The organism is Labrys okinawensis (genome assembly GCF_002982075.1).
In the GTDB taxonomy this organism is placed as follows: domain Bacteria; phylum Pseudomonadota; class Alphaproteobacteria; order Rhizobiales; family Labraceae; genus Labrys; species Labrys okinawensis_A.
On sequence record NZ_PUEJ01000002.1, the window covers coordinates 133472 to 147741 of the forward strand.

Genomic DNA, 14270 nt, shown 5'->3' on the forward strand with positions numbered 1-14270 from the left:
GCGAACCTTTCAGGAAGAGAACCTACATGCGTCACGCCGCCAGCCGTTTGCCGGCGTCAGCCCTTGACCGGCGCGCCGATCTCGTAATTGGCCATGATCTCCAGCGCCCGGACCAGGCCGGAGTGATCCCAGGCCGCCCCACCATGCGACACGCAGGCATTGAACAGTTCCTGGGCCGTGGCGGTGTTGGGCAGGGAAAGGCCGAGCTGGCGGGCCGTGGTGAGGGCGAGGTTGAGGTCCTTCTGGTGCAGGGCGATGCGGAAGCCTGGATCGAAGGTGCGCTTGACCATGCGATCGCCATGCACTTCCAGGATGCGGGAGGCGGCGAAGCCGCCCATCAGGGCCTGGCGCACCTTGGCCGGGTCGGCCCCCGCCTTGGAGGCGAACAGCAGGGCCTCGCCGACCGCCTCGATGGTGAGGGCGACGATGATCTGGTTGGCGACCTTGGTGGTCTGGCCGTCGCCATTGCCGCCGACGAGCGTGATGTTCTTGCCCATTGTCTCGAACAGCGGCCTGGCGCGCTCGAAGGCGGCTTCCGGGCCACCGACCATGATGGTGAGGGACGCCGCCTTGGCGCCGACCTCGCCGCCCGAGACCGGCGCGTCGAGATAATCGCAACCGAGCTCATTGATGCGCCTGGCGAATTTCTTGGTCTCCACGGGAGAGATCGAGCTCATGTCGACGACGAGCTTGCCGGCGGAGAGGCCCTCGGCGACACCGTCCTTGCCGAACAGCACCGTCTCCACATCCGGCGTATCGGGCACCATGGTGATGATGATGTCGGCCTTGCGGGCGACCTCGGCGGCGGTCGCCTCGGCCTTACCGCCGGCGGCGGTGAGTTCGGCGGGAACCGGGCCGAGGGTGTTGAGGAAGAGGGTATGGCCGGCCGCGATCAGGTGCCCCGCCATCGGGGAACCCATGATGCCCAGTCCGACAAAGCCGATATTCATGGTGAAGATCCTTTGGTTGAATTGCTCCCTTCTCCCCTTGCGGGAGAAGGTCCCGGCAGGGGGATGAGGGGTCTTGCGAACTCTCTCAGAGAGGCGTCTCCACCCCTCATCCGCCCCTTCGGGGCACCTTCTCCCGCAAGGGGAGAAGGGGAACGTCCTGATAGGTTCAGCGAGCGGCACCCGCCGCCTTCAGCCAGCCCAGGCCCGCTTCGGTCTCGCCCTTGGGCTTGTATTCGCAGCCGATCCAGCCGCCATAGCCGAGCTGGTCGAGCCAGCGGTAGAGGAAGGGATAGGCGATCTCGCCGGTGCCCGGCTCGTTGCGGCCGGGATTGTCGGCCAGCTGCACATGCCAGATCTGCGGCAGGTATTTCTCGATGGTGCGGGCCAGATCCCCTTCCATGATCTGCATGTGGTAGATGTCGTATTGCAGCCCGACATTGTCCGAGCCCGTCTCGGCGATGATCTCGGCCGCCTGGCGGGTGTTGGTCAGGAAGAAGCCGGGAATGTCGCGGGTATTGATCGCCTCGATCACCAGGCGGATGCCGGCCTTCTTCAGTTCGCCTGCGGCATAGCCGATGTTCTCGACGAAGGTGGCCCTTGCCTCAGCCGCATCGACGGCGGCGGGCGCGATGCCGGCCAGGCAGTTGACCAACTTGCAGTCGAGCGCCTGGGCATAGGCGATGGCCTCAGCGACCCCCTCGCGGAACTCGGCCTTGCGGTCGGGCAGCACGGCGATGCCGCGCTCCCCGCCCGCCCAGTCGCCGGCCGGCAGGTTGTGCAGGACCTGGGTGAGCCTGTGCTCCTTCAGGGCCGCGGCCAGCTCGGCCGCCGGGAAGGGATAGGGGAACAGATATTCCACGCCCGCAAAGCCGTTGCGGGCGGCTGCCGCGAAGCGCTCCATGAACGGCACTTCGTTGAACAGCATGGTCAGGTTGGCGGCAAATCTGGGCATGGCGGTTCCCGGTGTCTTACCCTCCCCTCGATGGGGAGGGTCGACGCGTAGCGTCGGGGTGGGGTGATGGCTCGGCCAGGGCAGCGGTTCTCACCACCCCGGACTTCGTCCGACCCTCCCCATCGAGGGGAGGGTAAAGAAAATCGTCTCAATCCAGCAGCGCGATCGCGGTCGGCGCGTCGGCGGCGTCGAGGGCGAGATCCTCGAACTCCGTGACCTTGTCGAGATCGGTGCCCATGGCGACGTTGGTGACGCGCTCGAGGATCACCTCGACCACCACCGGCACGCGCAGTTCGGCGGCCAGGCGCTTGGCTTCCAGGAAGCCCTCATGCAGCTTCTCCGGATCGGTGACCCGGATGGCGCGGCAGCCCAGACCCTCGACCACCTTGAGATGGTCGACGCCATAGACGCCCAGTTCCGGCGTGTTGATGTTCTCGAAGGAAAGCTGGACCTGGAAATCCATGTTGAAGCCGCGCTGGGACTGGCGGATCAGGCCGAGATAGGCGTTGTTCACCAGCACATGCACGTAAGGCAGGTTGAACTGGGCGCCGACCGCCAGTTCCTCGATCAGGAACTGGAAGTCGTAGTCGCCCGAGATCGCCACCACCGAGGCGCCGCGATCGGCGGCGCAAACGCCAAGCGCCGCCGGCAGCGTCCAGCCAAGCGGGCCGGCCTGGCCGCAATTGATCCAGCCCCTGGGCTTGTAGACATGCAGGAACTGGGCGGCCGCGATCTGCGACAGGCCGATGGTCGAGACATAGGTGGTGTCGCGGCCGAAAGCCTTGTTCATCTCCTCATAGACGCGCTGCGGCTTGATCGGCGTCTCGGTGAAGTGGGTGCGGCGAAGCAGCGTCTTCTTGCGCTCGCGGCACTCCTCCAGCCAGGCGGAACGATCCTTGAGCTCACCCTGCGCCTTCAGCTCGCGGGCGGCTTCGATGAAGACGTCGAGCGCGGCGCCCGCATCCGAGGCGATGCCGTAATCGGGCGCGAAGACCCGGCCAATCTGGGTCGGCTCGATGTCGACATGCACGAATTTGCGGTCTTTGGTGTAGACCTCCACCGTGCCTGTATGCCGGTTGGCCCAGCGATTGCCGATGCCGAGCACGAAGTCGGAAGCGAGCAGCGTGGCATTGCCGTAGCGGTGGCTGGTCTGCAGGCCGGCCATGCCCACCATCAGCGGGTGGTCGTCGGGAATGGTGCCCCAGCCCATCAGGGTCGGAATCACCGGCACGCCGGTCAGCTCGGCGAAGGTGACGAGCTTGTCGGACGCATCGGCATTGATGATGCCGCCACCCGCCACGATCAGCGGGCGCTCGGCCGCCTGGAGGAGAGCGATGGCCTTGTCGATCTGGGCGCGGGTGGCCTTGGGCTTGTAGACGGGCAGCGGCTCATAGGTCTCCGGATCGAACTCGATCTCGGCCGTCTGCACGTCGAAGGGCAGGTCGATCAGCACCGGGCCGGGACGGCCCGAGCGCATCAGGTGGAAGGCCTGCTGGAAGGTGCCGGGCACCTGGGCGGGCTCCATCACGGTGACGGCCATCTTGGTGACGGGCTTGGCGATCGCGGCGATGTCGACGGCCTGGAAGTCCTCCTTGTGCAGGCGGGCGCGCGGGGCCTGCCCGGTGATGCACAGGATCGGAATGGAATCGGCAGCAGCCGAATAGAGGCCGGTGATCATGTCGGTGCCGGCCGGCCCGGAGGTGCCGATGCAGATGCCGATATTGCCGGCCTTGGCCCGCGTATAGCCCTCGGCCATGTGGGAAGCCGCCTCGACATGGCGGGCCAGCACATGCTTGATCTGGTTGCGCGGACGCAGCGCGGCGTAGAGCGGGTTGATCGCAGCACCCGGGACGCCGAAGGCACAGGTGGCGCCTTCCTTCTCCATGATGTGCACAGCAGCTTCCGCCGCGGTCATGCGGGCCATGAGCGTTTCTCCTCAAGCATCTTCGATCCGCGGATCGGAAAGACACGTCTATCTTTTTGAAATCACGCCCTGCACGCGACCGACGGGATCGAATCCGAGGCATGGTTGAATTGTTCGGCGGAGCGGTGTCTTCCGCTCTTTGCTGCCCCGAAGATTGCAGGGGCGGGGCTATTAGTCCAATATATGGTTCGATATAATCAATATCTCAAACATATGGATGAGCGACCGCTATGGAGAGTACGTACCCACGCCGTCATCCCGGACGCATCGCGGCACGCAGGGATGCGCTGCCGATCCGGGATCGTATGCCGGACAGAGTGCCCGCCTCATCGAGCGGTCCCGTGTCTGCGAAACAGCATTTCATGCCGCATCGCGCACGGGATGACCGGGGCGCGTAGCAGCTATGGAACTGCGCCATCTGCGCTACTTCATCGCCCTGGCGGAGGAGCTCAGCTTCACGGCCGCCGCCCAGCGCCTGCACATCTCGCAGCCTCCGCTGAGCCAGCAGATCCGCGATCTCGAGCATGAACTCGGCGCGGTACTGTTCCTGCGCACCAGCCGCAGGGTCGTGCTGACCGAGGCCGGTACCGCCTTTCTCGCCCATGCCCGCAGCATCATCGCCAGCGCCGAGCTCGCCGCGACCCAAGTCAAGGCGATCGGCCAGGGCATGACGGGGGCCCTCAACGTGGCGGCGACCGGCTCCATGCTGCTCGGGCCGCTCGCAGCGCTGATGGCGGATTATCGGCGCCGGTTCCCTGGCGTGGTGATCGGCCTGCACGAAATGGCCCCCGAGGCCCAGCTCAATGCGCTCTCGACCCGGGCCGTCGACATCAGCTTCCTGCGCATGCCGCCGGAGGATGCCGGACTGGTGCGCGAAACCGCCTGGCGCGAGCCGGTCGGCGTCTTCCTGCCATCGGGGCATCGCCTCGCAGAGCGCGGCGCCATCGCCCTTGCCGACCTGCACGAGGACGAACACGTCTTCCTGCGGCTGCGCGATTCCAGCTTTGCGGTCTATCTGCGGCAATGCTGCGTGGAAGCCGGCTTCATCCCGCGCATCAGCCAGCAGGTGATCGAATCCTATTCGCTGACCAGCCTGGTCGCGGCCGGTTTCGGCGTCGCCCTCGCTCCCCGCAGCGTCAGCGCCCTGTCACGGCCCGAGGTGATCTATCGCGATCTCGTGCCGCCCGCCCCCAGCGCCGATGTCAGCATGGTCTATCAGCGCGATCCCAGCCCGGTTCTGGCGCGTTTTCTCGGCTTCGCCCGCCGCTTCCTGGCGGATTGGCGCGCCCACCCGGGCCGCCAATGAATGTTTCCGCAGGTCAGGAAACGGGAATGGCGGCCAGGTCCCGGCGCAGGACCTTCAGGGCCGTCGACATCCAAATCCACACCCTTGCCGACTCGGCCTGTTCCTGCGCCAGAGTGACCCTCGTCCGGCTGTGATATTTGTAGGCGTCGTAGGCTTCCAGGGCGCCATAGGCTCCCGGCGCGGTATATTTCAGGATTTCGCGGGTCGTCCGGTCACCGGCCAGACGTTCCGCCAACGAAGGGGAAGGACGCCGCGCACTGCCGGCGCCGGGCGGCAGATAGTCGTTGGATTCGTTGATCATGCCGTCGGGATCGGCGACACCCCAAGGCGTGCCACCCATGCCGCCATGGGTGCAGAAGAAATATTGCTGCTTGTAGATGGTGGAGGCGCCCGGCATGCGCCGGGTCGCATAGCTGCCGAACAGGGTCCGTGACGCCGTCTTCGGATCCCGGCGGGCATGGAAGCACACCCGGACATTGGGCGGAATGAAGAGCGGCGAATTGAAGGGCTGCCTGTCGACCGCATCGAACAGGAACAGGCCGTCGACGGGAATGCCCTCCAGCCCGAGCAGAAAAGCGGCATAGACCACGGCCGCGCCGCCACGGCTATAGCCGGCCAGGAAGACACGCTTGGGTGCCGACGCCTTGTGCCGATAGCGCTCCCGCACGGAACGATAGGCGCCGATACCCAGGGCCGGCGTCGAGGCGCCATCAAAGCCCGGGCCCCGCCGGTAATATCGTGCCTCGTTGCCCCAGCTCCGGTACAAGCGCTGCACAAAACTGTTCTGGAATTCCGCCTCATAGGCCCGGTCCGAATAGGAGCCCGTGCCGTCGATGCCGGCATAGATATCGAGCGCCGCATTGGCCGCCGCAGTCCTGGCGTCGCGCTTGAGCTGCTCCTCATGCCGGGCAACCTCCATCGTGTACAGCACCGACATGTCATGGCTGTCGAAGGGAAAAGCGCCGTTCCAGTTCATTGGCCACCCCGAATGACCTGTGAAGTATATGAAACAGTCTATATGGACGCCTTGATGTCTCTCAAGAAGTATTATTTGACAGTTATATAAAATCCCATCTGGTATTAAAGTACCTCTTAAGACAAATTTCATACAATCGACATCGCGTAGGGAGCACTATTATTAGAAAGAAGCCCCCCTAGTATCGCTATTAAAACAGACGCAAACGCACTGCGGCGGTCTTCGCGCTCAACAGCACATCAGACAGGCTGGACTGAGGGATACAGTCACATGTTTGACTCCGTCCGCGGCTTGACGAATTGCTGCCGGACCGACATCTTCAAGGTTGGCGTGACCGACGCCCAACCTCCCAAGGCCTTCCCCAGCATGGCCTTAACCGGCAACTGTAGTTGAGCGAGTGTCAGGCCTTGAACGGGGCCTGATCGCGCAAGATTGCATTGAGAGTGATGAGGATCTTTCGGGCCAAGGCGATGAGAGCCAGTTTGGGCGGCTTTCCGGCTTGTCGCAGTGCGCGATAAGTTTGGGCGAAGTTGGATTTGGATCGGCTGGCTGAAACAGCAGCCATGTAGAGGGCCTGGCGCACGCGTCGTCTGCCGCCGATGACTTTGCGTGTGCCGCGCATGAGGCCGCTATCGCGATTGAAGGGAGCCAGGCCTGCCAAGGCGGCGATGGTCTTGGGCGAGCGTTGGCCAAGTTCGGGCAGGAGAGCCAGCAGGGTCGTGGAAATGACCTTGCCGATGCCTGGAGTGGAGCACATGAGTTGGCGCCTTTGCTCAAGGCTGTCATGGCGGGCAATGAGGCGAGTGATATGCTGGTCGAGGCTGGCAATGGCGGCCTCCAGCCAGGCGAGATGGTCCAGGAGGCTGTCGCGGATCTGGGCCATGTCGGCTTGAGCCAGGCGCGTCAGTTCCTGCTTGCGGGTGGCGACGAACTGGTCGCGGCGCTTGTGCAGCAAGGCCAGTTGCTGGCGGTGGGGATCATCGGCAGGGTCGGCTTGCAGGTTGAGGCACTGGGCCATGGCGGCGAGCATGCGGGCGTCGATGGCGTCGGTCTTGGCCAGCAGGCCGATGGACTTGGCAAAGTCGCGGGCACGGGCCGGATTGATGCGGACAAGGGACAGTTGCAGGCTGGCCAGAGCCGTACGCAACGGCCCATCATAAGGCCCGGTCGCTTCGAAGGCGACGAGCTTGATTGGATCGGCTCGCAAGCGCTCGAAAGTCGAGGTGATCGCCTGTGGGGTGTTGTCGATGCGCTCGACATGCTGGGTGGTGGCATTGAAAATGTCGAGATGGTGTTTGGAGACATCGATCCCGATGAAGCCAGGGTGTATGATCATCGCGCCTATCCCTGTGCTACGAGGTCCGGTGGTGCGGCCTCGATCAACTGTTCAGGTTGGGTACTCGAACGCGGGCGAGGACCAAGCCGGAAAACGGCCTTAACGGGCCGGGGTGCACACGGTCTCTCGCCCGCACCCATCCTGACACATTCCAACTACACAGGAGGCAAAGGGACTCCCGTCTCGGGTCGTTATTGTGGTCCGATCGTTTCGGGCGTGGTTGCTGGGGAACTTGCGTCCGGGACGTGAAAGGCCCGACAATGACGCAGAATGGCAATTTCAAGCGCCGTGTCCGTGCGCGCGCACCCAAAACGGGCGAGTCCTATACCGCCGCTCTCAGACATATTCGCCAAGCATCGGGACATGATACGTCGCCGAACCATACCGACACGCAATCGTTGCGGCTGGCGGTCGCGCAGACCTCGCTCTTCAGCGATCCCCGCGATGGTACCGCGCTTCGCAGTAGTGGCGTGGAAATACGACGCCTGATGCGAGAGGCCGACAAGGAAGGCGCGCGACTCATCCATTTCCCGGAGGGCGCAACCTGCTCCCCCAACAAGCGGATCATGTCCCAGAGCGGCCCGGAGAATATCGGCCCTTCCGACTGGACCCGATTCGACTGGGCGGTCCTGGGTGAAGAACTCGAGGAGATCGGCAGGCTCGCGCGGGAGCTCGGGTTGTGGGCGGTGTTCGGATCGGTCCATCGCCTTACGCCGCCGCACCGGCCGCACAACAGCCTGTATGTCGTCTCCGATCGCGGAGAACTCGTAACCCGTTATGACGAGCGCATGCTCTCCAACACCAAGATCTCCTTCATGTATTCACCGGGCAAGGGCCCGGTGACATTCGAAGTCGAGCATCTGCGTTTTGGCTGCGCCCTCGGCATGGAGGCGCATTACCCGGAAATATTCACCGAATATGAGCGGCTTGATGTCGATTGCGTCCTGTTCTCGACGACGGGAGAGATCCCGTCGGCCGCGCCGCCCTTCGCGGCAGAGGCCTTGGGACATGCCGCCAGCAATACCTATTGGGTCAGTTACGCTGCCCATGCGCCGCAGAGCGTGGCCATCCCCGCTGGAATAGCCGCGCCGGATGGCCGATGGAAAGCGCAATGCCCGGCAGACGGCGCGCCGGCCCTCATCGTCACAGACATCTCCGTCGATCGCAAGCATCCCGCGCGACCATGGCGACGAACCGCCCGTTCCGATCTTTACGAGGCGCAGAAGATAGACGGCGATCCTCGGAGCGACGCTCGCAACTCGTTTTAATCGGCAGGCGTGGCAACAGGCCCGCCATCTCCGGTTAACGTCGATTGGCATGCTCCTTGCTTGAGTTTCCCGAGCGAGCCCGACGCGCGCGTCGGCGACGCGGGGTGGGCTCGGCTCACCCCAGGCGCAACATGTGTGGGTCGCGGCAACCGACCGCAGCCTACGGACAGGAACATTCCGATGACTGTAGATGCGATTACGGCCCCGGCCGGCCGGAAACCACTGATCTATTCCCTCTTCCTGCAGGTCCTCCTGGCCCTTGCGCTCGGGGTCGTGCTCGGCATGGCAGCGCCGGGCTTCTCTGCCCAGCTGAAGGTCCTGAGCGACGGCTTCCTCAAGCTCATTTCGATGATCGTGGCTCCGATCGTCTTCTGCGTGGTGGTGAACGGCATCGCCGGCGTCGGGGATCTGCGCAAGGTCGGGCGCGTCGGCGTCAAGGCGCTGATCTATTTCGAGGTGGTGACAACGGTGGCCCTCGCCCTCGGCCTGCTGCTGGCTCTGCTCGCCGGTCCCGGCCACGGCATGAATGTCGACGCCTCCAAGCTCGATGCCGGCGCCATGGGCAGCTATGCCGACAATGCGCACAAGCTGCAGGGCGCGGGTGTCGGCAGCTTCATTCTCAATATCATCCCGACCACCTCGATCGACGCCCTCGCGCGCAACGACGTGCTGCAGGTCCTGTTCTTCGCCATCCTTTTCGGCACCAGCCTCGCCCTGGTGGGCGGCGAGAAGGCGGAAAGGATCTCCTCCTTCGTGGATGCCGTGGCGACGATCCTGTTCAAGACCATGTCGCTCATCGTGCGTCTCGCGCCCCTGGGCGTCCTCGGTGCCGTGGCCTACACGGTCGGCAAATACGGCGTGGGATCGCTGCAGCAGCTCGTCTCGCTGGTCGCCCTGTATTATGCCGCCGTCGCCGCCTTCGTCATCGTCGTGCTGGGCGGCATCATGGCGGCGGCCGGCATGAACATCTTCCGGTTCCTGGCCTATCTGCGCGCAGAACTCGCCATCGTCCTGGCGACCGCCTCTTCGGACGCCGTATTGCCGCAGGTGATGCGCAAGCTGGAGCATCTGGGCGTACGCAAATCGGTGGTCGGCCTGGTCATTCCCACCGGCTATTCCTTCAACCTCGATGCCTTCTCGATCTATCTCACGCTGGCCGTGGTCTTCATCGCCCAGGCCACCAACACGCCGCTGTCGCTCGGGGACCTGCTTCTGGTGCTGGGGGTCTCGCTGCTCACCTCGAAAGGGGCCCATGGCGTGCCGGGCTCGGCCATCGTGATCCTGGCGGCCACCCTCAACACGATCCCCTCCATCCCCGCCATCGGCCTGGTGCTCGTCCTCTCGGTCGACTGGTTCATCGGCATGGCCCGCGCCGTCGGCAACCTCGTCGGAAACTGCGTCGCCACCGTGGTCATTGCCGCCTGGGAAGGCGATCTCGACCGGCCGAGGGCCGCCAAGGTGCTCGGCGAGAGCGGCGACATGGCGGATTGAGGCGGACGGAATGGGAAGGCCACTCCCGCCACCCCGGCCCGGATATGGCGACATCGAACCTGCCTCTTGCCGAACGAGGGAGCGGCAACCGCGCATCTCCCTCGCCCGGGTGCTTCCTATGGCGTTTTGCGATTAGACGGAGTCATCCAAGAATCGCAAAGACGCGTCGAAACAAAGAGATAGAGCAAATAAGCGTTCACGCTTGAACGCGCTTTGCTCTAGGCCTTCGCGCCCGAGACTTTCACGCCCGGCGCCAGGGAGCGCAGGGCGTAGTAGATGACGCCCGCAATGGCGACGCCGAAGAACCAGCCATAGATGCCCCACCAGGCCGGAAGCCAGTTGGTCAGGTTGGGCAATATGGAGGAGAACAGCGCGCCGATGCCGGCCGCGATCAGGGCGTTGACATGCCAGCCGCCCTGGAAGCGGAATTCGCCATCCTCGCGGTAGAGTGCCTCGACGTCGATCTCGCCCCTGCGGATGAGATAATAGTCGACCAGCATCACCCCGAGGATCGGCCCCATGGTGGAGCCGATGACGCCGACGAAGCTGGCGGCGCTGCCTTCCCAGGGCGCGAAGGGATAGAGCACCAGGGCGATCAGGGCCGCGATATAGCCCCCCTTCTTGAAGTCGATGGCGCGCGGAAAGACATTCGCGAAATCGAAGGCCGGCGAGACGAAATTGGCCACGACATTGATGCCCAGCGTCGCCACCGCGAAGGTCAGCGCCGCCAGGAGCGCCAGGAACCAGCTGTCGAACTTCGCCGAGATCTGGTCGGGATGCAGCAGCACCTCGCCATAGACGTCATAGGCCGCGATGGTGGTGACGCCGGCCACCATGGAAAACAGCACCAGATTGACCGGCAGGCCCCAGAGATTGCCGGTGCGCACGGCCGCCTTGTCGGGCGCATAGCGGCTGAAATCGCAGAAATTCAGGTAAAGCGCCGAGAAATAGGTCACCCAGATCGCGGCGACCGCGAACAGCGAGGTCCAGGATCCGGGCGTGCCGGGCACGCCGGCATCCTTGGTCTTCTCCAGGAGGACATCGAGCGGAATATCGCTGGAAAAGGCGAAGCTGCCGGATTTGACGCATAGATAGATCGCCAGGATCAGCATCATCACCCATACCGCAGGCCCCGCCCAATCCTGGAAGCGGCGCACGGTTTCCATGCCCTTCTGGATGATCAGCAGCTGCAGGGCCCAGATCACCACGAAGCAGATCACTTCGAGCCCGGAATGGCCGAGGAAATGCACGTCGCGATGGAACTGGGCGAAGCTCTCCGAACGGATCAGCAGCGCGACGATGGCGCCGGAGGCGGCAGCCGTCTGGGCGCCATACCAGAAACAGGCCACGATGGCCCGCACCAGGGCTGGCAGATTTGCGCCCCAGATGCCGAAAGAGGCGCGCGCCAGCACGGGATAGGGCACGCCGGTTTTCACGCCGGCATAGCCCATCAGGTTCATCAGCGCGTAGATGACCAGCGAGCCGATGCCGATGGCCACGATGAAATTGACGAAGCCGCCACAGAACAGGAACAGGCTGGCGGCGAGATAATAGCCCCACAGGCTGTGCACGTCGGACGTCCAGACGTTGAAGATGCTGAACGGTCCCCAATTGCGGACTTTCGCCGGCGCCAGATCCTCGTTGTAGAGGTCGGGCGATGCCCCTTTGATCTCCATTGCCAACTCTCCTGCCCCTGCCTGCCGGAGGTTATCGCATGACGTTTGGTAATGTCCGGCGGCGATTCCATTCGTCATTGCCGGATCGAATCTTGATCCTGCATATCGCAGTCAGGGCTTTCGCAGGGGGCAAGTCAATCAAGATAAGAACAATAAGAACCGATATTTTGCCTGTACTGAGCATTCTCGATTGCCGCCCCGGCCAATACTGCTCGAACCGGAGGCAGGCTGCCCAATCGCGGACCACAGGCACGCCCATGGCCGTGGCAGGCCGGCAATAAAAAACCCACCGTCGCCGATCCGCGACGGTGGGCGGATTCAGGGCGGATGCTGTCTCAGCCGCGCTTGCGCGGCTTCTTCGGCTCGCCCATCACATAGGTCTCTTCGACCGCACGGTCGTCGCCCATGGTGATCAGGATGAAAAGTTCTTCGGGCAGGGTGGTCACCGTCTCCATGCGGTGCGCCATGGCGGGAGTCGCCCTGGCGTCGAGCACGACGGCATCGCATTCATGGCCCGGCTCGAAACTGCCGATCAGGTGATCGAGGCCGATGGCGATGGCATTGCCGCGCGTCATCGCATGGAACAGCGCCAGCGAATCCAGACGCTGGCCCTGCAATTGCAGCACCTTGTAGGCCTCGTTCATGGTCTGCAGCATGGAATAGGACGTGCCGCCGCCAATATCGGTGGCGACGCCGATGCGCACCGGCCGCCTGGGCTCGCGCATCGCCTTCCAATCGAACAGGCCGGAGCCCAGGAAGAGATTGGAGGTCGGGCAGAACACGGCCACCGCATCGGCATCCGCATAGCGCTGGCGTTCGCTCTCGGACAGATGGATCGAGTGCCCCATCAGCGACTTGCGGCCGAACAGCCCGTATTTCTCGTAGATCGCGGTATAGTCGGCGCATTCGGGATAGAGCCGCTTGGCGGTGGCGACCTCTTCCAGATTTTCCGAGATATGGGTCTCGACCAGGCAGTCGGGATGTTCGCGCGACAGGGCCGCCGCGGCTTCGAGCTGCTCGGGGGTGGAGGTGATGGCAAAGCGCGGCGCGATGGCATAGAGCTGCCGGCCCCGGCCGTGCCACCGCCCGATCAGGGCCTTGCTGTCATCGTAGCCGGACTGGGGGGTGTCGGTGAGCGCGTCGGGCGCGTAGCGATCCATCATCACCTTGCCGGCGGCCATGCGGGTGTTGCGGCGCTCGGACTCGGCAAAAAAAGCCTCGGCCGAGGCCGAATGCACCGAGCAGAAGGCGACAGCCGTGGTGGTGCCGTTGGAGAGCAGCTCGTCGAAGAAGAAGGCGGCGCCGCGCGCGGCATGCGCCGGATCTCCATATTTCTGCTCCTCGACGAAGGTATAGGTGTTGAGCCAGTCGAGCAGCTGGGCGGCCCAGGAGGCCACCACCTGGGTCTGCGGCAGATGGATATGGGGATCGATGAAGCCCGGCGTGATCAGCCGGCCCGAATGATCGTGGATCACGGCGCCGGCGGGAAGGGCCGGGCGCAGAGCGGATGTCTCGCCGACTGCCAGGATCCTGCCGCCGGCCAGGACCAGCAGGCCGTCCTCGATATAGCGCACGGCACCCGCACCATGCTCCTCGGGGCGCTCCACGAACCAGAGCAGGCGGCCGCGCAGGGCCGTATCCGCCCGCGAGATATCCTTCATCGTCACAACGTCGCTTCCTTCTGGCTGGCGCGCAGGGCGCCCGATCAGAGCAAAATGCGGTTCACCCTAACCGCCCCTTCTCTCTAACCTATTGTTTTTCACGCATTTTCTTTGTCGAAAAGTCTGTCAACTTTTCTGGAAAATGCTCTAAGGCGCCTTGCGATCAACGGGTCGGCCGGAATCGCAAAACGCCTCGAAACAAGGCGTCGGCACAAATGAGCGCCCAGGCGTGAACGCGCTTTGCTCGGGTGAAGACGCTGAGTCTTCAATGCGAGCATGAGCGTCGGTCCTGCAACTGCGTCAAGATCCATGGCCTAGCCCACCGATCGTGCGAGACATCATAACCATATCTTGGCCGGGCGATTGTCACATTTTATTGGGAAGTCCTTCATATGACGCCCGTCTACCGCTGCAAGGCCCGTCGGGAAATTATAAGTGCTACAAAGAGGCTCAAGCACCTTGCGGCCTGCCGGCATCGGCATGAAGCGCAAGGGCGCCCCGGCCAGTCCTCCGGATTGGCCTGGAAGCAACAATTGGTGCAGGCAGGCGTTCAAGCCGAACATGCCTTGTTCCGAAGCGAGCCCGACGAGGAGACCTTGGGAGGAAATTACCGGCGCAGGGAGGCCGGATCGACCCCTCCGATCAGATTCCGATCTCGCTCGAGATCGGCCGGGCTCCAGTCCCGGTTCCAGCCACTTGGCATGCTCGCCGCCGTGCATCCGTTCTCGGA

The 14270-nt window shown here is 63.9% G+C and carries 10 protein-coding genes; 3 read left to right on the forward strand and 7 right to left on the reverse strand.

The genetic code is table 11. The annotated features are described in order from the left end of the window. Window positions 1-56: 56 nt before the first annotated feature. The 3 genes from glxR to gcl all read right to left on the reverse strand — a co-directional run bounded on the left by glxR (window position 57) and on the right by gcl (window position 3826). Window positions 57-950 carry a 2-hydroxy-3-oxopropionate reductase gene (gene glxR, locus C5L14_RS04210; protein WP_105860807.1) on the reverse strand — a complete coding sequence of 298 codons (894 nt, stop codon included), beginning with the start codon at window positions 948-950 and terminating at the stop codon, window positions 57-59. Between the two features lie 166 nt (window positions 951-1116). Next, on the reverse strand, window positions 1117-1902 hold the full coding sequence (gene hyi / locus C5L14_RS04215; RefSeq protein ID WP_105860808.1) for a hydroxypyruvate isomerase: 786 nt from the start codon (window positions 1900-1902) through the stop codon (window positions 1117-1119). 148 nt (window positions 1903-2050) lie between these two features. Continuing rightward, window positions 2051-3826 (reverse strand): glyoxylate carboligase, encoded by a 1776-nt coding sequence (gene gcl / locus C5L14_RS04220; protein ID WP_105860809.1) that lies wholly within the window; start codon window positions 3824-3826, stop codon window positions 2051-2053. 403 nt (window positions 3827-4229) lie between these two features. Here gcl and C5L14_RS04225 point away from each other — a divergent pair, with 403 nt between their 5' ends. Continuing rightward, on the forward strand, window positions 4230-5132 hold the full coding sequence (locus C5L14_RS04225; RefSeq protein ID WP_105860810.1) for a LysR substrate-binding domain-containing protein: 903 nt from the start codon (window positions 4230-4232) through the stop codon (window positions 5130-5132). Between the two features lie 13 nt (window positions 5133-5145). Here the strand turns inward: C5L14_RS04225 and C5L14_RS04230 are convergent, their stop codons facing one another. Further along, window positions 5146-6108: a hypothetical protein gene (locus tag C5L14_RS04230; protein ID WP_105860811.1), complete on the reverse strand. Its 963-nt coding sequence runs from the start codon at window positions 6106-6108 to the stop codon at window positions 5146-5148. Between the two features lie 400 nt (window positions 6109-6508). Beyond that, on the reverse strand, window positions 6509-7444 hold the full coding sequence (locus C5L14_RS04235; RefSeq protein WP_146126830.1) for an IS110 family transposase: 936 nt from the start codon (window positions 7442-7444) through the stop codon (window positions 6509-6511). 260 nt (window positions 7445-7704) lie between these two features. Here C5L14_RS04235 and C5L14_RS04240 point away from each other — a divergent pair, with 260 nt between their 5' ends. Together C5L14_RS04240 and dctA are read left to right on the forward strand one after the other, a co-directional pair. After that, a complete protein-coding gene (locus C5L14_RS04240; RefSeq protein ID WP_105860812.1) occupies window positions 7705-8712 on the forward strand; it encodes a carbon-nitrogen hydrolase family protein in 1008 nt (335 codons plus the stop codon). Between the two features lie 180 nt (window positions 8713-8892). Then, the gene (gene dctA, locus C5L14_RS04245; protein ID WP_105860813.1) at window positions 8893-10203 is read left to right on the forward strand and encodes a C4-dicarboxylate transporter DctA; all 1311 of its coding nucleotides are present in this window, start codon (window positions 8893-8895) and stop codon (window positions 10201-10203) included. A 218-nt stretch (window positions 10204-10421) separates the two neighbouring features. Here the strand turns inward: dctA and C5L14_RS04250 are convergent, their stop codons facing one another. Beyond that, the gene (locus C5L14_RS04250; protein ID WP_105860814.1) at window positions 10422-11879 is read right to left on the reverse strand and encodes an NCS1 family nucleobase:cation symporter-1; all 1458 of its coding nucleotides are present in this window, start codon (window positions 11877-11879) and stop codon (window positions 10422-10424) included. Between the two features lie 335 nt (window positions 11880-12214). Continuing rightward, entirely contained in the window at window positions 12215-13540 is a 1326-nt protein-coding gene (gene guaD, locus C5L14_RS04255) for a guanine deaminase (RefSeq protein WP_105860815.1), read from the reverse strand. Window positions 13541-14270 lie beyond the last annotated feature (730 nt).

Excerpts from the sequence above, each read along its gene's own strand:
- glxR (WP_105860807.1), bottom strand. The coding sequence starts at position 950 with ATGAATATCGGCTTTGTCGGACTGGGCATCATGGGTTCCCCGATGGCG.
- hyi (WP_105860808.1), bottom strand. The coding sequence starts at position 1,902 with ATGCCCAGATTTGCCGCCAACCTGACCATGCTGTTCAACGAAGTGCCG.
- gcl (WP_105860809.1), bottom strand. The coding sequence starts at position 3,826 with ATGGCCCGCATGACCGCGGCGGAAGCTGCTGTGCACATCATGGAGAAG.
- C5L14_RS04225 (WP_105860810.1), top strand. The coding sequence starts at position 4,230 with ATGGAACTGCGCCATCTGCGCTACTTCATCGCCCTGGCGGAGGAGCTC.
- C5L14_RS04230 (WP_105860811.1), bottom strand. The coding sequence starts at position 6,108 with ATGAACTGGAACGGCGCTTTTCCCTTCGACAGCCATGACATGTCGGTG.
- C5L14_RS04235 (WP_146126830.1), bottom strand. The coding sequence starts at position 7,444 with ATGATCATACACCCTGGCTTCATCGGGATCGATGTCTCCAAACACCAT.
- C5L14_RS04240 (WP_105860812.1), top strand. The coding sequence starts at position 7,705 with ATGACGCAGAATGGCAATTTCAAGCGCCGTGTCCGTGCGCGCGCACCC.
- dctA (WP_105860813.1), top strand. The coding sequence starts at position 8,893 with ATGACTGTAGATGCGATTACGGCCCCGGCCGGCCGGAAACCACTGATC.
- C5L14_RS04250 (WP_105860814.1), bottom strand. The coding sequence starts at position 11,879 with ATGGAGATCAAAGGGGCATCGCCCGACCTCTACAACGAGGATCTGGCG.
- guaD (WP_105860815.1), bottom strand. The coding sequence starts at position 13,540 with ATGAAGGATATCTCGCGGGCGGATACGGCCCTGCGCGGCCGCCTGCTC.